Here is a 20,856-nt window from a genome sequence, read left to right as displayed (position 1 = left end):
GAGTCACCCGCGAACACGCCGTGACTCACAGCGCGATCAATTCCGGCCGCAGCCCTTCCACGCGCGCTGCCGCTGGTTTCAGATAACCGCCATCGCCTGTGATCTGATGCAACACCTTCTCGCGCAGATGGTGCAGCGCCACGCCGGTGCGCTGGCGCGGATGCGGCAGGTCGATATCCACCACCGACTTGATCCGCCCCGGTCGCGGCTCCAGCACCACTACCCGGTCAGCCAGGTACGTCGCCTCCTCGGCATCATGGGTGACCAGCAAAGTGGTGATGCCTGAGCGCTCGCGAATCGCCAGCAGCTCGTCCTGTAATTGCTGGCGGGTCAGGGCATCGAGGGCGCCGAAGGGTTCGTCCAGCAGCAAGATGCGTGGGCTGGCGACCAGTCCGCGGGCGATTGCCACGCGTTGGGCCATGCCGCCGGAGAGCTGGTGCGGGTAGGCCGACTCGAACCCTGCCAGCCCCACCAGTTGCACGAACTCATGGACCCGACGTGCCCGCTCACCTTGGGTGAGCGGCTCGTTGACCAGGCCCAGGGCAATGTTCTGCTGCACCGTCAGCCACGGAAACAGCCGGTGCTCCTGGAATACGATGCCGCGTTCGCCACCGATGCCGCTGACCGGCTGGCCATCGACGCGGATGCTGCCGCTGTAGTCGGTGTCCAGCCCCACCAGCAGGCGCAGCAGGGTGGACTTGCCGCAGCCGGAGGCGCCGACGATGGCGATGAACTCGCCCTCGTTGATCGCCAGGTTGAAATTACGGATGGCCTCGAACGGCTGACCATCGACACTGAAGACTTTGCCGACGCCGTCGAAGCTGACCAGCGGCGGCGTGGTGTCGGGTTGATTGGCTGCGTGCAGGGCCGAGGTGTTGAAAGCGTTCATGCGGTTCTCCAGCGCGTGGCGCGCGATTCGAGGCGTTGTCCAAGGGTGCCCAGCAGGGCGCCGACCAGGCCGATCAAGACCATGGCCGCCATGACCTGGTCCATGCGAAACAGTTGCTGCGCGCCGAGCATCAGGCTGGCGATACCGCCATCGGAGGGCATGAAGTATTCGGCGCCGATGGTGCCCAGCCACGCGTAGATCAGCGACAGGCGCAGGCCGGCGAAAATCGCCGGCGCCGCCCCGGGCAGCACCAGCAGACGCAGGCGTCGTGGCAGGCTCAGGCGCAAGACGCGAGCCGCCTCGCCCAATTGCGGCGAGAGGCTGGCGATGCCGCGCTGGGTGGCGATGAACAGCGGAAAGAACGCCGCCAGGCCCACGAACACGGCCTTGGCCTCTTCACCCAGGCCGAACCAAGCCGTGAGCAGCGGCACCCAGGCGAACAGCGCCACCTGGCGCAGCGCCGACAGGCTTGGTCCGAGCAGGCGCTCGGCCGGTTGCGACAGGCCGAGCAGGACACCCAGCGCAAAACCCGCGCCGCCGCCGAACAACAGCCCGACAAGGGTGCGCTGCAGGCTCAGGTAGAGGGCCTCGGGCAGTGAGCCGTCCGCCAGCCCCGCCAGCAGGCTGCGCAGGACTTCCCAAGGTGAAGTGAGAATGTTGCCGTCGACCCAGCCGAAGCTGTTGGCGGCCTGCCATAACGCCAGCAGCGCAACCGGTAGCAACAGACCTTGCCAGGCGGATGCGTGGGCGCTGCGTTGTTGCTCACCGGTTGCCGGTTGCGGCCAATACAGCAGGCGCCGCTCCAGTGCCGAGAAACCGCGGTCCATGAAGGCGCCGACCAAGCCGATCACCAGGATGCACAGGAACACCAGATCAAGCATGAACAGCTGCCGACCCCAGACCATCAGGTAGCCGATCCCTTCGCTGGAGGCCAGCAGTTCCACGGCCAGCAGCGAGGTCCAGCCCGTGGCCAGGGCCAGGCGTATACCGGTCAGGAAGGCCGGCAGGGCGGCGGGCAGCAGCAGGCGCAGGAATAGCAGGTGTGTCGGCAAACGTAGAGCAGCGGCGGCTTCGCGCAGTTTGGGCTGGGCATCGCGTACGCCGACCAAGGTATGCAGGGCCACCGGCACGATCACCGCCTTGATCAGCACCACCAGCTTGAGCATTTCACCGATACCGAAGAACAGCATGAACAGTGGGATCCATGCCAGCGTGGGGATCTGTGCCAAGGCCACGAAGGTCGGCAATACCCAGGCCTGAGCCCTGCATGAGGCGCCCAGCCAGGTGCCCAGCAGCAGGCCACTGGCGATGCCAGCGAGCAGGCCGAGCAGCAGGCGTTGCAGGCTTATCCACAGGTGGCTCCAGAGCTCACCGGAGCCGAATTCCAGCGCGCTCTGCCAGACCACCGACGGGGCTGGCAGGATCTGCTCGCTCATCCAGTGCCAATGGCTGGCGATGACCCATAGCGCCGCCACCCCCAATGGCACCAACCATGGCAGCAGAGGTTCCTGTAAGCGGCCCTGTGTCGCGAAAGGGGGGCGCAGCGGCCCCAGAAGGCCTTGTCCACGCTTGCTCAAAACCTCGCTCATCCAGGCACCTCTTGAATCATTCCTTGGTTATGCGCTTATGGAATTAAAAATTCATAAGTACGTTCATCAAGGGATAAGAACATGTCTTCAAGACGCCACGAAAGCCCTGCGCCGTTGCGTTTTCCTCATATTTTCCATGCGTTTTCCGCAAGCCGTCCGGCAGCGCCCGTGACGCTTGGGTTATGACTTTTGGTTACTAAAAAATGAAGTTTTGGTCTTTGTGGGTTTTAACTCGCCCGGCCTAGCTTCTGGCCAAAGCGCCGGCCATCGCCGGTGGCAGCCTGCCAAGGAGCCTGGTCATGAAAATCCCATTCCGACGTTTGTTCAGTACGTTCGCCTCGCCGCTGTTGGCGGGCCTGCTGGCGGCCAGCGTGCTGAGCGCTCAAGCGGCCCAGGCGGACGCACCCCATAGCATCCGCATTGCCGTGCCGGACCTCAGTGCCGGCAGCCAGCCCAGCGCGGGCGGGGTGGTGGATGTGCTGCGTAGCCAGCAATTGCTGGAGCAGGAGTTTGCCAAGGACGGCATCCACATCGACTGGTGCTTCTTCAAAGGCGCGGGGCCGGTGATCAACGAAGCCCTGGCCAACGGCCAGGCCGATTTTGCCTACCTGGGCGACCTGGCCGCGATCATCGGCAAGGCCAACGGCCTCGACACCCGGGTACTGTCTGCCGGCGTGCGCGGGGTGAAGAGCTATCTGGCCGTGGTTCCAGGCTCTGGTATCCACAGCCTGCAGGATCTCAAAGGCAAGCGCGTGGCTGTGTTCCGCGGTACCGCCAACCAGCTGTCGTTCGCCAGCGCCCTGGCCAGCCAAGGGCTGTCCGAGCGTGACCTGAAGATCATCAACCTGGATTTCAACGCCGCCAATGCTGCCATCGCGGCCAAGCAGATCGACGCCACTTGGGGCCTGTCGACCCTGTTGTCCCTGCGCGAACGGGGGTTGGTGGAGCTACCGGTGAACTCCCGCGACCTCAAGGGGGCGGGTAGCACCCAGGCGGTACTGCTGGGCACCGGGGCCTTCATCGACCAGCACCCGGACCTGGTGGCGCGCCTGGTCACGGCCCAACAGAAGGCGGTGAAGTGGCTGCGCGATGAGAACAACCGCAAGGCTTATGTGGACCTGGTCGCCAGCACCGCCAACTACCCCCGGGTGATCCTCGAAGGCGACCTGGCCCAGGAGAACCTCGCCCATTACTTCGACCCACGCCTGGACGCCGAATTTGTCGGCCTGCTGCAGCAGGGTGTGGACCTGGCTGCCAAGGAGCGTTTGATCCGCCGTGGCTTCCAGGTGAGCGACTGGATCGAACCGCGTTTTCTCGATGCCGCCCTACAGCAGGACCAAGCCGTCCAGGCCGCCCGCTGAAACCCCTATCCATCCCCATCGCAAGGACATGACCATGAGCAATGCCGCACTGGCCCGCGCGCCACACACCGCTGCACTCGACATCCATCCGATCGCCGGGCGCATCGGCGCCGAGATTCGCGGCGTGACATTGTCCGCCGACTTGGACGCCGCCACCATCGACGCCATTCAGGCGGCCCTGGTGCAACACAAGGTGATTTTCTTCCGCAACCAGACGCAGTTGGACGACCAGAGCCAGGAGGCCTTCGCCAAACGTCTTGGCGAGCCGATCGCCCATCCCACCGTGCCGGTGGTCGACGGCACGGACTACCTGCTGCAGCTCGATGGTGCCGAAGGTCAACGGGCCAATTCCTGGCACACCGATGTGACCTTCGTCGAAGCCTACCCCAAGGCTTCTATCTTGCGCAGTGTGGTGGCGCCGGCCTTTGGTGGCGACACTGTCTGGGCCAACACCGCAGCGGCTTACCAAAGCCTGCCCGAGCCGCTGCGCGAGCTTGCCGACAAGCTCTGGGCGGTGCACAGCAACGAATACGACTATGCCGGTACCAAGCCCGATGTGGACCCGGCCAAGCTTGAGCGTTATCGCCAGGTGTTCACTTCCACGGTGTACGAGACCGAACATCCAGTGGTGCGGGTGCATCCGATCAGTGGCGAAAGGGCCTTGCAGCTGGGGCATTTCGTCAAGCGCATCAAAGGTTATTCACAGGCGGACTCGGCGCACCTGTTCAATCTGCTGCAAGGGCATGTGACGCGCCTGGAAAATACCGTTCGCTGGCGCTGGCAGGCCGGTGACGTGGCCATTTGGGACAATCGCGCGACCCAGCATTACGCGGTGGACGATTACGGCACCCAGCCGCGCATCGTGCGTCGGGTGACATTGGGCGGGGAGGTGCCGGTAGGTGTGGACGGACAGCAGAGCCGGACCCTTCGCAAGGGCTGATCTATTGCAGGCCTGTGCCGCCATCGCGGAATCGAAGAGACAACTAGGTGGGCTGCTTGCGCTGGCGCTATTCGCGGATAAACCCGCTCCTACAAGGGGCGGTGTTTCTTGTGGGAGCGGGTTCACCCGCGAAGCAGGCGGCGCGGTGCAATGGCACCATACTGCCCGGTCATGACTCGCTGTCACAGGCAATCAACTGCCTCACCAATCCCTGGGCCAACGCCGACAGTCCATACCCCACGCGGCTCACCACGCCATAGCGGGTGTAGAACGCCTCTTCATGCTCCGGCGCAAGGTCGGCGAGCGGAGCGCTACCAACCCGCCTTCTCGTTGATAGGGCCGCAGATTGGCATTGCAGGCAATGCCGATGGTGTCCGATTGCTGCACCACGTTGAGCAGCGCATAGCCGTGTTCACACTCCACGCTGGGCAAGAAATCCTGGCGGCCGCTCAGGTCGCTCAGCACCTTGCGGATGTTCGGCGGGCGGAAGGTCGTGGCCAGCGGGTAGTCGAACAGATCACGCGCACGGACCTCGGCGCGCTCGCTCAACGGGTGCCCGGCGCGGCAGCAGAAGTGCCAGCGCTGAGGCTTGAGCTTGTGCACTTGGTAGTCCGGATCGGCTTCGAACTGACGGGTGTCTGCAACGAAAAACTCGATCTCCTCGGCTACCAGCCGGCGGTTCAGTGCCTGCCAGTTATCCACCTGAAAGCAGGTGCGCGCAGCGGGGTACTCGGCCACGAAACGCGCCACCGCTCTTGGAACCAGCCCGCCTGCCGGTGCCGGCCCGGAGCCGAACCGCACGACACCCGTGGTGGCGCCATTGAACTGGTTGATTTCGTTGGCCAGGTGATGGGCTCCATGCACCAGGCGGCGCGAGTGCTCCAGCACCAGCAGGCCTTGCCGGGTAGGGGACAAATCCTTGCTGGCGCGATCGACCAGGCGGCAGCCGACGTTGTGCTCGAGCGTCTGGATGCTCCGGCTGAAGGCCGATTGCGACAGGTTCACCGCAGCCGCCGCAGCGACGAAGCTGCGGTGATCGACCAAGGCGATGAAGTGACGAAGCTGACGGAGATCTATATGCATTTTCTACATGAAAACTTTCGGTGAAATGCAATTGCTGACAAGGGTTACGAACCTTATAAAGGGAGTCACTTATTCCACAAAATATGAATTAAAAATATTTATATCTCTTAAAAGAATATAGCCCGACTGTCCGCGATTCGGTTCCGCCAACGGAAATGCTCGCCCCAGGGCCCATGCCTCAAGGAGCATTTGCATGTCCCGACTTCCCCGATGGCCGGCGTGCGCGTCGCTGTTCACCTTGCAACCCTTGGCCGCAGGCGTGCTACTGGCTGTCGCCGGCACCAGCCTGCCTAGCCTTGCCGAAGAGACCGTCGTTGCCACGCCAGTGCCCGAGCAGCAAGCCACCCTCGGCACTGTCACGGTCAATGCTCGACGCCGCGAGGAAAGCGCCCAGAGCGTCCCCACGCCGATCAGTGTGCTCGACAGCGAGACCCTGGAGACCCAGCGCATTTACCGTGTGCAGGATCTGCAACAGCTGGTACCCAGCACCAACGTCGCCTATGTCCATGCTCGCCAGTCGAGCATCTCGATCCGCGGCCTGGGCAACAACCCGGCCAGCGATGGCCTCGAAGGCAGCGTGGGTATCTACCTGGACAACGTCTATCTGGGTCGCCCTGGCATGGCCGTGTTCGACCTGCTGGATGTCGAGCAGCTCGAAGTGCTGCGCGGCCCGCAAGGCACGCTGTTCGGCAAGAACACAACCGCCGGGGTGCTCAACATCACCACCCGCAAACCGACGTTCCACCGCGAAGGCAGCGTCCAGTCGTCACTGGGCGAGGATGGTTACTGGCAGACCCAGGGCAGTTTTTCCGGGCCGATCAGCGAAACCCTGGCCGGGCGCATCAGCGCTTACCACACCGAGGACGATGGCTACGTGAAGAACGTCTACAACGGCCACGACCTCAACGGCGGCAAGCGCCAGGGTTTTCGGACCCAGTTGCTGTTCGAGCCGAGCGAGACCTTCAACTTGCGCTGGATCGGTGAGTACAACGAAGAGGACTCCGACAACGGCGTATTGGCGCTCTACAGCACCGGCCCGACCATCAACGGTGTCAATCGCTACGAAAGCCTGGCGGCCCAAGCCGGCGCTACCCTGGTGTCGGGCAAGGATCGCAAGGTCAACTTCGACGCCGACCAGCAGGTGACGGTGTTCCAGGGCGGCACTTCGGTGGAGGCCAACTGGACCTTGCCCAACGACTTCACCCTGACCTCCATCACCGCTTACCGCTGGTGGGACTTCACCCCGCGCAACGACGACGGCCTGAACGTGCCGGTCTACCGCAACGTCGGGGTGTCGGTGCGCGACAAGCAGTATTCCCAGGAGATCCGCCTGGCATCGCCCACCGGCGGCTTCTTCGACTATGTGCTCGGCGCCTATTACTTCAAACAGGACCTGGATAACCAATCATTCTTCTACTACGGCCCCCAGGCCGATATCTGGAGCGGCACGCCCCCAGGCGCGCTGGCCAACGTCACCAGCCTGGGTGACGGGCACATCGACACTGACAGCTATGCGTTGTTCGCTCAGGGTACCTGGCACCTGACCGACCGCCTGGACTTCACCGCCGGGGTGCGCGGCACCTATGAAGAAAAAAGCGCCTGGGTCACCCGGGATGCGCCTGTCGGCGGCGCAGCGGTCACCGGCGGTGCGGCTGCGGCGCGCAATGGTCGGGCCGGTGCCTACGACTCGGGCGATCTGAACCAGTACAGCTTCAGCCCCTCCGGCCTGCTGAGCCTGAGCTACCGCTTCAACGAGCAGGTGCTCGGCTATGCGAGCCTCAGCCATGGCGAAAAGTCCGGCGGCATCAATCTCACCGTGGGGGCAGCGCCGCGCCTGGGCACCGACTCGTTGCTGGTGGGCACCGAGCGGGTCAACAACGCCGAGCTGGGGGTCAAGAGCACGCTGCTGGACAACCGCCTGCAGCTCAACGCCAACCTGTTCTGGGCCGAGGTGCATGGCTACCAGGCCAACGTCTACGACGAAGCCAACCGCGTGCAGTACCTGGCCAACGCCGGCAATGTCCGCTCCCGTGGCCTGGAGTTCGAGGCCACGGCGCTGCCGGTGCGCGGCCTTACGCTCAACTTCAACGGCTCGTGGAACGATGTGCGCTACACCGAGTACGACGACGCCCCGTGCCCGCCGGAGGTGGGTCTGGCCAACCCCGGCGCGACCTGCGACCTCAGTGGCCATCAGGTGGTCGGCGCCTCCAAGTACATCGCCAACCTCAACGGCCAGTACAAGTGGCAGTTGGCCGAGCGCATCGAGCCCTACGTCACCGCCAGCTACGCCTTCCGCTCCCGCGCGGTGGGCACCATCGACGATTCCGACTACGGTCAGATCCCCAGCTACGCCATCGTCAACCTCTCTACCGGCGTGCGCCTGGACCAGGGCGACGGCGTGCTCGACCTGTCGCTGTGGGTGAAGAACGCCGGCGACAAGACCTACTTCACCAGCCTGTGGAACGCCGCCAACGGTGGCTATTCCGGTGTGCTCGGCACCCCGCGCACCGTGGGTGCAACCGCCCGTTACGACTTCTGAGAAAAGGAGCTTTGCCATGAATGCCAAGACCGAAACGCCCGCATTGCCCGAAGGCGCCTGCATTACCGCCAAGGTCCCGGATCACGACGAGGCCCTGCTTGGCGATGTCGTGGTCAACCCGTACCGCCTGGCGCCGCTGACCGCGATCATCCGCGACGGTGGCCGCACGCTCAGTGCTGTCCACGTTCGGGTGCTGGGCCGTGGCGAGCGCGGCGTGGACATCGCCTATGAGGTGTCTGACCGCTCTCTGTGGACCTACGGCGGGATCCCGGTGTTCGGCCTGTACCCGGACTACGTCAACCAAGTGGAAGTGACCTACAAGCTCGACGGCGAGCGCATCCGCGAGCGTTTCGAGATCTACGCCCCGGCCGTGCGTCTGCCGGTGGTGGCCAAGCAGACTGCGGCCCTGCCTGAGGTGGAGCCGGTCAAGGTGTCGCCAGGCTTCGAGAAGCGCCTGTACCTGTTCAACCATCTGCAAGGGGATATCCCCGGTGCGCGCGCCTTCAAGTGGAACGGCCTGGGTGGCGCCGCCGAGTGGGACCAGGTGGGCAACAACTGGATCGCCGACAGCAATGGCGATGTGCGCTGGTACCTGGACATCGAACAGATCCACGACTCCAACCGCCGCGACGGCCTGGGCGGGACCATGGGCTTCCAGCAGACCCGCGACGGCAAGCTGATCTGGGGCCAAGGCCAGACCTATTCCAAGTACGACCTGCTGGGCCGGCGCATCTGGCAGCGTAGCCTGCCGGACAAGTTCGCCGACTTCTCCCACGAGATCCGCGAAACCGTGAACGGCACCTACCTGTTGCGCGTGGGCACCAGCGATTATCGACGTCCGGACGGCAAGCGCGTGCGTTCGATCCGTGACCACATCATCGAAGTGAACGAGGCGGGCGATGTGCTGGACTTCTGGGATCTCAACCAGATCCTCGACCCGTACCGCGGCGACTTGCTCGAAACCCTGGGCAAGGCGGCGATCCAGCTGCCCGCAGACGTGGCGCGCCAGGACAGCACCCTGGCCAACGAGCTGGCCGAAGGCGACCTGCCATTCGGCGATGCTCCGGGCGTCGGCACTGGACGCAACTGGGCCCATGTCAACGCCATCGACTACGACCCGGCCGATGACAGCATCATCATCTCTGCCCGCCATCAGGGCGTGGTGAAGATCGGTCGCGACAAAACGGTGAAGTGGATCCTCGCCTCGCCGCAAGGATGGCCGGCACGCCTGCAAGACAAAGTGCTCAAACCTGTGGCGAGCGAGGACTTCGACTGGTCCTGGACCCAGCACACGGCCTGGCTGACCGGCCGCGGCACGCTGACCGTGTTCGACAACGGCTGGGGACGTGACTTCGCGCCGACCAAACTGTCGGGCAACTACAGCCGTGCGGTGGAGTACCGCATCGACGAAGCCAAGGGCACCGTCGAGCAGGTCTGGGCCTACGGCAAGGAGCGAGGCGATGAGTGGTACAGCCCGATCACCTCGGTGGTGGCCTACCGTCCGGAAACCGATACCCAGTTCATCTACTCGGCGTCGGTGGGTTTCCTCACGCCGGAAAAACTCACCACCTCGGTGCTCAACGAGGTGCGCAGCGGTACCCAGGAGGTTCTGGTGGAACTGAAAGTGCACAGTCGCCAGCCGGGTAGCGTCGGCTACCGCGCACTGGTGATCGACCTCGACAACGCGTTCTGATCCTGCCGGGAGGGCCGTCGGTCCTCCCATCGACCCTCCTTCAGGCCTTTGGACTAACCTGAACTTCTTCCCTGCACCGATCCGGAAATCCGGCTCGGTGTTCAACCGTTCGTTCTTTTTTTCGAACAGCCTATTGTCCAACACCCCAGCACCCGCTTAGCATTCCGTTTGAGATTTCAAACGCTCGATGCCCAGGCGTTGAACACCCCTGGTGCAAGAATTCCTGATGGCGCCCTTGGGCGCCTTTCAACAATCAATAATTAGCGCCGTCCGTGCACGGTGCTCTCAAGGGAATCCGACATGCAGCTCAAAGACGCTCAGTTGTTCCGCCAGCAAGCCTTCATCAACGGTGAGTGGCTGGACGCGGACAACGGTCAGACCATCAAGGTGACCAACCCGGCTACCGGTGAAGTCATCGGTACCGTGCCGAAGATGGGCGCCGCCGAAACCCGCCGCGCCATCGAAGCTGCCGACAAGGCCCTGCCGGCCTGGCGCGCACTGACCGCCAAAGAGCGTGCTGGCAAGCTGCGTCGCTGGTTCGAGCTGATGATCGAGAACCAGGACGACCTGGCCCGCCTGATGACCACCGAGCAGGGCAAGCCACTGGCCGAAGCCAAGGGCGAGATCGCCTACGCTGCCTCGTTCATCGAGTGGTTCGCCGAAGAAGGCAAGCGTGTCTACGGTGACGTGATTCCTGGCCATCAGCCAGACAAACGCCTGATCGTCATCAAGCAGCCGATCGGTGTCACCGCCGCCATCACTCCGTGGAACTTCCCGGCCGCGATGATCACCCGTAAAGCCGGCCCGGCCCTGGCCGCTGGCTGCACCATGGTCCTCAAGCCTGCTTCCCAGACCCCATACTCCGCCCTGGCCCTGATCGAGCTGGCCAACCGTGCCGGCATCCCGGCTGGCGTGCTGAGCGTGGTCACCGGCAGCGCTGGCGAAGTCGGCGGCGAGCTGACCGGCAACGCCCTGGTTCGCAAGCTGTCCTTCACCGGCTCGACCGAAATCGGTCGCCAGCTGATGGAAGAATGCGCCAAGGACATCAAGAAGGTCTCCCTGGAGCTGGGCGGCAACGCGCCGTTCATCGTGTTCGACGACGCCGACCTGGACAAGGCGGTCGAGGGCGCGATCATCTCCAAGTACCGCAACAACGGCCAGACCTGCGTCTGCGCCAACCGTATCTACGTTCAGGACGGCGTTTACGACGCGTTCGCCGAGAAGCTCAAGGCCGCTGTCGCCAAGCTGAAGATCGGTAACGGCCTGGAAGAAGGCACCACTACTGGTCCGCTGATCGACGGCAAGGCTGTCGCCAAGGTCCAAGAGCACATCGAAGACGCAGTCTCCAAGGGCGCCAAGGTGCTGTCCGGCGGCAAGCTGATCGAAGGCAACTTCTTCGAGCCGACCATCCTGGTCGACGTACCGAAGAGCGCTGCCGTGGCCAAGGAAGAAACCTTCGGCCCGCTGGCGCCGCTGTTCCGCTTCAAAGACGAAGCCGAAGTCATCGCTATGTCCAACGACACCGAGTTCGGCCTGGCTTCGTACTTCTATGCCCGTGACATGAGCCGAGTGTTCCGTGTCGCCGAGGCCCTGGAGTACGGCATGGTGGGTATCAACACCGGCCTGATCTCCAACGAAGTGGCACCGTTCGGTGGCATCAAGGCCTCGGGCCTGGGCCGCGAAGGTTCCAAGTACGGCATCGAGGACTACCTCGAGATCAAGTACCTGTGCATCAGCATCTGATCACGTACTGAATTTCCCTCTGCCAGCGGGGCGCGAGAGCGACGTCTCGCTGGCCTTTTTGACACCGTAGTACCTGGTGACCAGGGTGTTCGCGACAGTCGATCAACGCATGCTGATCGTGAACGACCCCAGCCACCCTCGAATAACAGCGCCATTATCGTCGGCGCGAATGAGGGCATTATGAGCAAGACCAACGAATCTTTGATGCAACGCCGTGTCAACGCCGTCCCACGTGGCGTTGGCCAGATCCACCCGATCTTCGTCGACACCGCGAAGAACTCGACCGTGATCGACGTTGAAGGCCGCGAACTGATCGACTTCGCCGGCGGCATCGCAGTACTGAACACCGGCCACCTGCACCCGAAAGTGGTTGCCGCCGTTCAAGAGCAGCTGACCAAAGTCAGCCACACCTGCTTCCAGGTTCTGGCATACGAGCCCTACGTAGAGCTGTGCGAGAAGATCAACGCCATGGTCCCTGGCGACTTCGCCAAGAAGACCCTGCTGGTCTCCACCGGTTCCGAGGCCGTCGAGAACGCCGTGAAGATCGCCCGTGCCGCCACTGGCCGTGCCGGCGTGATCGCCTTCACCGGCGGCTACCACGGTCGTACCATGATGACCCTGGGCCTGACCGGCAAGGTCGTGCCTTACTCCGCTGGCATGGGCCTGATGCCAGGCGGCATCTTCCGCGCCCTGTTCCCGAGCGAACTGCACGGCATCAGCGTTGACGACGCCATCGCCTCGGTCGAGCGCATCTTCAAGAACGACGCCGAGCCACGCGACATCGCTGCCATCATCCTCGAGCCGGTACAAGGCGAAGGCGGCTTCCTGCCAGCACCGAAAGAGCTGATGAAGCGCCTGCGCGCCCTGTGCGACCAGCATGGCATCCTGCTGATCGCCGACGAAGTCCAGACCGGCGCTGGCCGTACCGGTACCTTCTTCGCCATGGAACAGATGGGCGTCGCGCCTGACCTGACCACCTTCGCCAAGTCCATCGCTGGCGGCTTCCCGCTGGCCGGTGTGTGCGGCAAGGCCGAGTACATGGACGCCATCGCTCCAGGCGGCCTGGGCGGCACCTACGCCGGTTCGCCGATCGCTTGCGCTGCGGCCCTGGCCGTCATCAAGGTGTTCGAAGAAGAGAAACTGCTGGACCGCAGCAAGGCTGTCGGTGAGCGTCTGACCACTGGCCTGCGCAAGATCCAGGAAAAGCACCCGATCATCGGTGACGTGCGTGGCCTGGGCTCGATGATCGCTGTTGAAGTCTTCGAGAAAGGCACCCACACCCCGAACGCCGCTGCCGTTGCCCAGGTCGTGGCCAAGGCACGTGACAAGGGTCTGATCCTGCTGTCCTGCGGTACTTACGGAAACGTCCTGCGTATCCTGGTTCCGCTGACCGCCGAAGACGCGCTGCTGGACAAAGGCCTGGCAATCATCGAAGAGTGCTTCGCTGAGCTGGCTTGAATCTGACGCGATGCATAAAAAAACCCGCTTCGGCGGGTTTTTTTATGCCCAAGCCAGGCACGGGACGCTATCGTTGTCCGAGGATTTGCCCAGGATGCTGCAACGGATTGCGTGTCAAGGATTACCAGGAGCCCGCCGATGAGCGCTGCCAACCCCATCCCGCCTTGCGTACTGATTGCCGAAGGCGATCCTTGGGTGCGCGACATGCTCCGCGACATGCTGCTCAGCGTCCGCTGTGATGCTCGTTTGCAGGTATGTGCCAACGGACCGGAGGCTTTGGCCGCGCTGGCGAGCAAACCCGACCTGATCATCGCTGCTCGCGAGCTGGCCGGCGGCGACGGCCTAGACTTGCTGCGCAACGTGCGTGCCCAGCAACAAACCGCTACCTTGCCATTCATCCTCATGAGCGAGCGCAGCGACAGTGCCAGCGTGCATGAGGTGCTGCCGCTGCATCCCACCGCTTACCTGAGCAAACCTCTGGATCTGGACAATCTGCGCAAACGCTTGGAGAAACTCCTGCTGGAGGTGGGGGAGCAGGTCGCCTGCCCGGCTCCGGCCTTGCAGCCGGGGATCAAGCTGCCGACCTACTTAGAACAACGCCGCGCCAGCGCCGATGGCGGGCCGCTGCTGGCCGATGTGCAGGTGGCAATCAAGCGTGCGCTCAACCCCCAAGGGCTGAACCTGAAGACGCTGGAAGAAGAAGTGCGCAACGATCCGCAGATCACGGCGGTGCTGATTGCCGCTGCCAACAGTGCCGCCCTGCATAGCGAAGTACCGGTGCAGACCCTGTTGCAGGCGTTGAACAAACTCGGCAGCACCCAAAGCATGAACCTTATCCTGGGCCTGGCCCTCAAGCGCAGTGCGCGCCTGAGTGACCCGTTGCTGGCGCGGCACGCGGCGCATTTCTGGGACCTTTCGCTGCACACCGCAGAGTACGCCCGCAGCCTGGCGCGCCTGCTCGAAATCGATGAAGAACGCTGCTACTGCGCGGGCTTGCTGCATTGCCTGGGCGATCTGGCCGTGCTGCGTTGCCTGCAGGAGTGGTGCCTGGCGGGCGGTGAGCTGGACGAGGACCAGGTGCAACTGTCGCTCAATGAATTTGGCGCTGCTTTTGGCTCGGCGCTGCGCACGCGATGGCGCCTGCCGCTGAGCCTGCGTGAGCTGATCGCCGCGATCTATCAACTTGGCGGCGGGGTCTATTCGCGGGAAATCCTGGCCATGAACCTGGCCGGGCAATTGTCGCGCCTGTCCGAGGAACAGGGCCTCGAGAAAGTCGCCAGCGGCAAGACGGCTCGCCTGCTCAAGCTAGGAATGGCGCAACTGAGCCGGCTGCGCAGGCAGGAGTGAGGTCGCGCCGAGCCTCAGCCACGCACGATCTGGTTCTTGCCCTGGCGCTTGGCCTGGTACATGGCGGCGTCGGCGCGGGCGAAGAGGGTGTCGATCAGGTCGTCCGCATCGGTGAGCTCGGTCACGCCTTGGCTGACCGTGACGCCATACACTTGCTGCCCATGGCTGAAGCTCAAGTGCTGGATCTCCCGTTGCAGCCGTCCGGCGATCTGTTCGGCGATCTGGGCGGTGCAGCCTGGGAACACGGCAGCAAACTCCTCGCCGCCGATCCGCCCGAACAGATCGCCTCGGCGTAGCACGGCGCGGCCGCTGTCGGCGATGCGCTGAAGCACCTGGTCACCTTCCTGGTGGCCATAGGTGTCGTTGATCTGTTTGAAGTCATCGATGTCCAGCAGCAGGAAGGCCAGGGGCTTGCCTTCCTCCCGGGCGGTTTCCAGGGCCTGGCGGGCGCACTCGAAGAAGTGGCGGCGATTGCTGCTTTGGGTCAGCACATCGGTGGTGGCCAGACGTTGCAGCTCGCCTTCGAGCTGCTTCTTCTCGGTGATGTCCTCGGCGATGCCGACGATGATCACGCGTTGGTCGCTGTCGCGCTGCTGGTTGACGTAGCACTTGTCGCTCAGCCAGCGCACTTGGCCGGCGGCGTTGATGATGCGGTATTCGCGATCTTCCACCGAACCTGTGTCCAGCACTTGCGCCAGGCTGCGCTCGGCGTATTCCAGGTCGTCCGGGTAGATGCTGTCGCGCCAGGCGTTGTAATCGGCCAGTACCAGACTGGCCGGACGACCGAAGATCCGCTCATAGGCGGGGCTGACATAAAGCACCCGGCGGGTTTCCCAGTCGAACGCCCACAGCACAGCGTTGACGCTGTCGAGCAGCGAACTGTAGAGCTGCTCGCGTTCGCTCAGGCGGGCGACTTCGCCCTGGGCATGGAGGAGGGCGAGCAGGGTCTGTGCAGCTTCCGGCGGTGGATTGCCGAAGAGGGTCGAGGTGAGGTCTTTGGCCATGAGCACGAAGCGATTCTCGGCGTGAAAGCGTGCGGCCACGATCCGGCCCGCCACGCGGGCGATATGCCGGATTTGAGTCGGGGAGGGGAGTGAAGTTCCGGTCGGCACGCCCCAGGGCGAGGCGTGCCGATCAACGGTGCTCAGGCGCCGGAAGGGCGCAGGGAGTAGGTTTTCAGCTGGTCGGCGAAGTCGCGCAGCGCCTGGATGCCACTGGCCTCGGCCTCGTGGACCCAGTCCTTCATGGCGGCCAGCATGTCGTGGCCGTTGGCGCTGGTGCGCGCCCAGATCTGTTGCAGGGCCAGGCGTTTTTCATAGATGGTCTTGAGCGACTGGCTGTGGGCGAGCATGGACTCGATGCGCACGTGATGGCGGTCCTGCAGCAGGCTCGTTTCACGCGACAGCAGGCGCTTGGCACGGCGGAAGTGGTGGCGCACCGAGGTGTCGACACGATCCAGCTCTTGCTTGACCAGTGGCGCGATGACCAGCTTGCGGTACTGGGCCATGATCTGGAAGCGGTTGTTGAGGATCGCCATGGCGGTGTCCATGTCCAGATGCGCCTTGCCCTCGACCCGATGGGCGATCGGTGCCACGCGCTGGACCTTGGCCAGGCGCAGCAGGCACAGCAGACGAATCCACATCCAGCCCATGTCGAACTCCCAGCGCTTGACCGAGAGCTTGGCCGAGTTGGGGTAGGTGTGGTGGTTGTTGTGCAGCTCCTCGCCACCGATCACGATGCCCCAGGGCACCAGGTTGGTAGCTGCGTCCCGGCACTCGAAGTTGCGATAGCCCAGCGCATGGCCCAGGCCATTGACCACCCCCGCGGCCCAGAAGGGAATCCACATCATCTGTACTGCCCAGATGGTGATACCGATGGTGCCGAACAGCAGCAGGTCGATCACCGCCATCATGGCCACGCCGCCGAGCTTGTAGCGCGAATAGAGGTTGCGCTCGATCCAGTCGTCCGGGCAGTTCTTGCCATAGATGCGCAGTGTCTCGGGGTTGCGTGCCTCTTCGCGATAGAGCTCGGCGCCCTTGCGCAACACGGTGCCCAGGCCCTTGTAGACCGGGCTGTGGGGGTCGTCCGGCGTTTCGCACTTGGCGTGGTGCTTGCGATGGATGGCGGTCCATTCACGGGTGTTCTGCGCCGTGGTCAGCCACAGCCAGAAGCGGAAGAAATGTTTGAGCCCGGCGTTGAGCTCCAGGGCGCGATGGGCGGAATAGCGATGCAGGTAGAGGGTGACGCTGATGATGGTCACGTGGGTCATCAGCAGGGTGACGCCGACCAGTTGCCAGGCCGACAGATCGAGAAAACCGGAGTACCACATAGGTGTTGAGACCCTCGAAAAAACAGGGGAACCGCGCGGGCATTATCGCCGGGTGAGGAAATAAAACCAGTCACCCTTTCCGATAGGAAGTCACGGCATGTTTCAGCCTTTATAATGCCCCATTCTTTTTCAGGGGCTTATCCACCCGACATGTCTGTTTCCGTTCGCGACGCCTTGCGCATGGCCGCGCTGTACTTGGGTTTCTCGTTGCTCTGGATGGTGGTGTCCGAGCAGGTGTTGCAGGGGCTTTTCGATGATTCCGAGATGCTGGCGGTCGCGCGGCAGGTCAATGCGTTCGTCTGGATACTGCTCACCACCGGGCTGATCTTCGTCACCCGTGCCCGCCTGCTCAATTTCATCGGCATCGGTGCACAGCTGCGCAGCGAGGATCGCGAGCGTCTGCGCATGGCCGCGGCGGTGTTCGACAGCACCCTCGAAGGGGTGCTGGTGACCGACAGCAATGGTCTGATCGTGCACGTCAACCGCGCCTTCATGCGTATCACCGGCTACGCCCAGGACGAAGTCCTCGGCCAGCGTCCGAGCAAGTTCAAGTCCGGACGCCATGGCTTGCCGTTCTACCAGCAGATCTACGCTTCCCTGGCCGAGAAGGGCGAGTGGAGCGGAGAGATCTGGAACCGCCGCAAGAGCGGCGAAATCTACCCGCAGTGGCAGACGATCTGCGCCATTCGCGACGATGCCGGTGCGCTCACTCATTACGTGGCGGTGTTCAGCGACATCAGCGCGATCAAGCACACCGAGCAGGAACTCGCCTACCTGGCGCACCACGACCCGCTGACCGGGCTGCCCAACCGCCTGCTGTTCAACGACCGCGCCGAGCAGGCCTTAGCGTCCGCCCAGGCCAACAAGCGCGGGTGTGCGTTGCTGCTGCTGGACCTCGACCATTTTCAAAGCATCAACGATGGCCTGGGCCATACGTTGGGCGACCAGTTGCTCAAACTGGTGGGCGAGCGCCTGCGCGAGTTGCTGGGCAGTGGCGTGACTCTGGCGCGCCTGGGTGGGGACGAATTCGGCGTGTTGGCCGAGAACTGCCGACAGGTAGGCCAGGCCGCAACCTTGGCCCAAGGCATCATTGAACGCCTGCGCGAGCCGTTCGTCTTCGAGGGGCATCGCCTGTTCATCAGCGTGAGCGTTGGTATCAGCCTGTTCCCAAGCGATGCGCAGAGCGCCGCGCAACTGCTGCGCAACGCCGATGCGGCGCTGTTCAAGGCCAAGAACAACGGTCGCGCCTGCTATGCCTTGTACACCGAAGAATTGACCGCCCACGCCCAGCAACGTGTGCAGACCGCTGGCGATCTGCGTCGAGCGCTGGAGCAGCAGGAGTTGCGGGTGTTCTACCAGCCGGTGCACGACTTGCTGACCAACCGGTTGGTGGGCGTCGAGGCACTGGTGCGTTGGGAGCACCCCACCCGTGGGATGGTCTCACCGGGCGAGTTCATTCCTATTGCCGAGAGCACCGGGTTGATCGCCGAAATCGACGCCTGGGTACTGCGCCAATCGTGCCGGCAGATGGTGCAATGGCAGGTCGAAGGGCGTGGTCTGCAGTTCGTCGCCGTGAACATCTCCAGCCGCCTGTTCGGTCAGCGCGAGCTGTACCTGCAGGTGGCCGAGGTGCTGCACGATACCGGTCTGGACCCCGCCCTGTTGGAGCTGGAAGTCACCGAGAGCGCGGTGATGGAAGACCCGGAAGTGGCACTTGAACAGTTGCATCGGCTGCGCGAGCTGGGGCTTAGCCTGGCCATCGATGATTTCGGCACGGGTTATTCCTCGCTGCTGCGGCTCAAGCGTCTGCCGGTGCAGAAGCTCAAGATCGACCAGGGCTTCGTGGCGGGCCTGCCGTGCGACGAAGACGACATTGCCATCGTCCGGGTGATCATCGCCCTGGCCAGGAGCATGGGCATGCAGGTGCATGCCGAAGGGATCGAACAGGCCGAACAGGCGCGCTTTCTGCTCGAGCAACAGTGCGACCTGGGGCAGGGCTACTGGTACGGGCGGCCGGTGCCGGCGGTGGACTTGCGCTGGAGCTGAAATGCTTGGGGCTGCGTTGCAGCCCATTGCAGGCTTCGCACTTCCCACAGACCTGTAGGCGCTGGCGGAGCCTGCGTTGGGGCGCGGCGGTCCCCAAGCTAACGTTTGTTCAACCCTTTGGCCAGGCGGTCGCCACCTAGCTGAATCACCGCCACCAGCGCCACCAGCATGGCGATCACGGTCAGCATGATCTGGCTGTCGAAGCGCTGGTACCCATAGCGATAGGCGATATCGCCCAATCCTCCCGCCCCGATGGCGCCCGCCATGGCTGAGGAGTTGATCAAGGTCACCAAGGTGATGGTGAAGCCGCCTACGATGCCTGGCAGCGCCTCGGGCAGCAGCACATGCCAGACGATGTGCCAGCGCCGGCACCCCATGGCCTGCGCCGCCTCGACCAAACCGTGGTCGACTTCGCGCAGGCTCACCTCGGCGATCCGTGCGAAGAATGGCGTGGCGGCGATGGTCAGCGGGACCACGGCGGCCCACACGCCATAGGTGGTGCCGACCACCAGGCGGGTGAAGGGAATCAGCGCGACCATCAAGATCAGGAACGGGATCGAGCGGAACAGGTTGACGATCGCGCCCAGCGTTCGGTTCAGCACAGGCGCTTCGAAGATCCCACCTTTGTCACTGGTGACCAGCAGCACCGCCATCGGTACACCGACCAACAGCGCGATGAACGACGACACACCCACCATCAACAGCGTATCGAGCAACCCTTCGAGCAGACGATCAAGCCACATAACCCAGTACCTCCGCGTTCTCGGCCCAGCGTCTGGCGCGCTCGAGCAATTGGTGCGAGCTATGGGGCGAGCCCTGCACGGAGAGCACCAGTTGCCCCAGGGCGTGGGCACCGATGGTCTCGATGCCGCCTTGAAGCAGGCGTATCCGCCCGCCCAAGTCGTTGAACACCTCCGACAGTTGCGGTTCGCCCAGCAGGTTCAGGCGCAGGACCACGGCATCCCCAGGGCCAGTCGGGCTGGCGCGCAGATTGGCCTGCAGGGCAGCGGGTAGCCTGGCCTGCAAGGGCGCGAGCAAGGTGCGGGTCACCTCGTGGCGCGGAGCGCCGAATACCCGCCAGACCTCGCCCTGCTCGACGATCTCGCCGCGCTCGAGCACTACGACGCGGTGGCAGATATCACGGATCACCGCCATCTCATGGGTGATCAGCACCACGGTGAGCCCCAGGCGCTGGTTGATGTCACGCAGCAGATCGAGGATCGAGGCGGTGGTTTCAGGGTCCAGTGCCGAGGTGGCCTCGTCGCACAGCAGGATTTCGGGGTCATGCACCAGCGCCCGGGCGATGCCGACGCGTTGTTTCTGCCCACCCGACAGCTGCGCCGGGTACACGTGATGCTTGTGCGCCAGGCCCACCAGCTCCAGCAGCTCGCTGACCTTGCGCTGGCGCTCGGCCTTGGGCACGCCGGCGACCTTCAAGGGCAACTCGACGTTCTGCCATACGGTCTTGGCCGACATCAGGTTGAAGTGCTGGAAGATCATGCCGATGCGTCGGCGCAGGGCGACCAGGCGCTCTTCGTCAAAGGGGGCGATGTCGGTCTGGTCGATCAGCACCCGGCCCTGGCTGGGTTGCTCTAGGCGATTGATGGTGCGCAGCAGGGATGACTTGCCGGCGCCGCTGCGGCCAATGATGCCGAAGATCTCGCCGCGACGGATGTTCAGGTCTATGCCCTGCAAGGCAGGTTGCGCCTGGCCGGGGTAGGTCTTGCCCAGGCCGATGAAGCGCACATGGGCCTGATTGACCTCCGGGCGCAGGGCCTGCTCGCGGGCAGGCGGCGACGTATGCGGGACAGGCGCCTTGAGGGCGCTGGCGTTGCTCAT

General features: G+C 63.8%; 14 protein-coding genes and 1 pseudogene. 8 read left to right on the top strand and 7 right to left on the bottom strand.

What is annotated here, in order from left to right; genetic code table 11:
• Window positions 1–25 precede the first annotated feature (25 nt).
• Complete coding sequence (locus J5X93_RS24830) at window positions 26–889, bottom strand: ABC transporter ATP-binding protein (protein ID WP_043208230.1); 864 nt, start codon at window positions 887–889, stop codon at window positions 26–28.
• On the bottom strand, window positions 886–2,478 hold the full coding sequence (locus J5X93_RS24825) for an ABC transporter permease (protein WP_250034185.1): 1,593 nt from the start codon (window positions 2,476–2,478) through the stop codon (window positions 886–888). Before J5X93_RS24825 ends, J5X93_RS24830 begins: the two co-directional genes overlap by 4 nt.
• A 299-nt stretch (window positions 2,479–2,777) precedes the next feature.
• Between J5X93_RS24825 and J5X93_RS24820 the strand changes: the two genes are divergently transcribed.
• Together J5X93_RS24820 and J5X93_RS24815 are read left to right on the top strand one after the other, a co-directional pair.
• Window positions 2,778–3,839: an ABC transporter substrate-binding protein gene (locus tag J5X93_RS24820; protein ID WP_250034184.1), complete on the top strand. Its 1,062-nt coding sequence runs from the start codon at window positions 2,778–2,780 to the stop codon at window positions 3,837–3,839.
• A gap of 34 nt (window positions 3,840–3,873) precedes the next feature.
• A complete protein-coding gene (locus J5X93_RS24815; protein WP_250034182.1) occupies window positions 3,874–4,779 on the top strand; it encodes a TauD/TfdA dioxygenase family protein in 906 nt (301 codons plus the stop codon).
• 169 nt (window positions 4,780–4,948) lie between these two features.
• Here the strand turns inward: J5X93_RS24815 and J5X93_RS24810 are convergent.
• A pseudogene (locus J5X93_RS24810) lies at window positions 4,949–5,862 on the bottom strand (LysR family transcriptional regulator).
• 193 nt (window positions 5,863–6,055) lie between these two features.
• Between J5X93_RS24810 and J5X93_RS24805 the strand changes: the two are divergent.
• The 5 genes from J5X93_RS24805 (at window position 6,056) to J5X93_RS24785 (ending at window position 14,642) form a co-directional block, all read left to right on the top strand.
• Window positions 6,056–8,401, top strand: coding sequence for a TonB-dependent receptor (locus J5X93_RS24805; RefSeq protein WP_182941990.1), 2,346 nt, complete (start codon window positions 6,056–6,058; stop codon window positions 8,399–8,401).
• A 16-nt stretch (window positions 8,402–8,417) separates the two neighbouring features.
• The gene (locus tag J5X93_RS24800) at window positions 8,418–10,094 is read left to right on the top strand and encodes an aryl-sulfate sulfotransferase (RefSeq protein WP_043208242.1); all 1,677 of its coding nucleotides are present in this window, start codon (window positions 8,418–8,420) and stop codon (window positions 10,092–10,094) included.
• 300 nt (window positions 10,095–10,394) lie between these two features.
• Window positions 10,395–11,837, top strand: coding sequence for an NADP-dependent succinate-semialdehyde dehydrogenase (gene gabD, locus J5X93_RS24795; RefSeq protein ID WP_043208245.1), 1,443 nt, complete (start codon window positions 10,395–10,397; stop codon window positions 11,835–11,837).
• A gap of 180 nt (window positions 11,838–12,017) precedes the next feature.
• Complete coding sequence (gene gabT, locus J5X93_RS24790) at window positions 12,018–13,295, top strand: 4-aminobutyrate--2-oxoglutarate transaminase (protein WP_043208247.1); 1,278 nt, start codon at window positions 12,018–12,020, stop codon at window positions 13,293–13,295.
• 138 nt (window positions 13,296–13,433) lie between these two features.
• On the top strand, window positions 13,434–14,642 hold the full coding sequence (locus J5X93_RS24785) for a response regulator (RefSeq protein ID WP_043208248.1): 1,209 nt from the start codon (window positions 13,434–13,436) through the stop codon (window positions 14,640–14,642).
• 14 nt (window positions 14,643–14,656) lie between these two features.
• On the opposite strand, the gene J5X93_RS24780 is transcribed toward J5X93_RS24785, so the two are convergent.
• Together J5X93_RS24780 and desA are read right to left on the bottom strand one after the other, a co-directional pair.
• Window positions 14,657–15,688, bottom strand: coding sequence for a GGDEF domain-containing protein (locus J5X93_RS24780; protein ID WP_043208359.1), 1,032 nt, complete (start codon window positions 15,686–15,688; stop codon window positions 14,657–14,659).
• A 98-nt stretch (window positions 15,689–15,786) separates the two neighbouring features.
• On the bottom strand, window positions 15,787–16,971 hold the full coding sequence (gene desA / locus J5X93_RS24775) for a delta-9 fatty acid desaturase DesA (RefSeq protein ID WP_043208250.1): 1,185 nt from the start codon (window positions 16,969–16,971) through the stop codon (window positions 15,787–15,789).
• Window positions 16,972–17,121: 150 nt separating this feature from the next.
• Here desA and dibA point away from each other — a divergent pair, with 150 nt between their 5' ends.
• Window positions 17,122–19,017 carry a phosphodiesterase DibA gene (gene dibA / locus J5X93_RS24770; protein WP_250034179.1) on the top strand — a complete coding sequence of 632 codons (1,896 nt, stop codon included), beginning with the start codon at window positions 17,122–17,124 and terminating at the stop codon, window positions 19,015–19,017.
• A 98-nt stretch (window positions 19,018–19,115) separates the two neighbouring features.
• Here dibA and J5X93_RS24765 read toward each other — a convergent pair whose 3' ends face one another.
• Window positions 19,116–19,760, bottom strand: a complete 645-nt coding sequence (locus J5X93_RS24765; protein ID WP_043208255.1) for a methionine ABC transporter permease — start codon at window positions 19,758–19,760, stop codon at window positions 19,116–19,118.
• A complete protein-coding gene (locus J5X93_RS24760; protein ID WP_043208257.1) occupies window positions 19,750–20,856 on the bottom strand; it encodes a methionine ABC transporter ATP-binding protein in 1,107 nt (368 codons plus the stop codon). The genes J5X93_RS24765 and J5X93_RS24760 overlap by 11 nt, the downstream gene beginning before the upstream one ends.

Source organism: Pseudomonas sp. BYT-1 (genome assembly GCF_023611805.1).
In the GTDB taxonomy this organism is placed as follows: Bacteria; Pseudomonadota; Gammaproteobacteria; order Pseudomonadales; family Pseudomonadaceae; genus Aquipseudomonas; species Aquipseudomonas guariconensis.
This window is presented reverse-complemented; position numbering and strand designations above follow the sequence as displayed.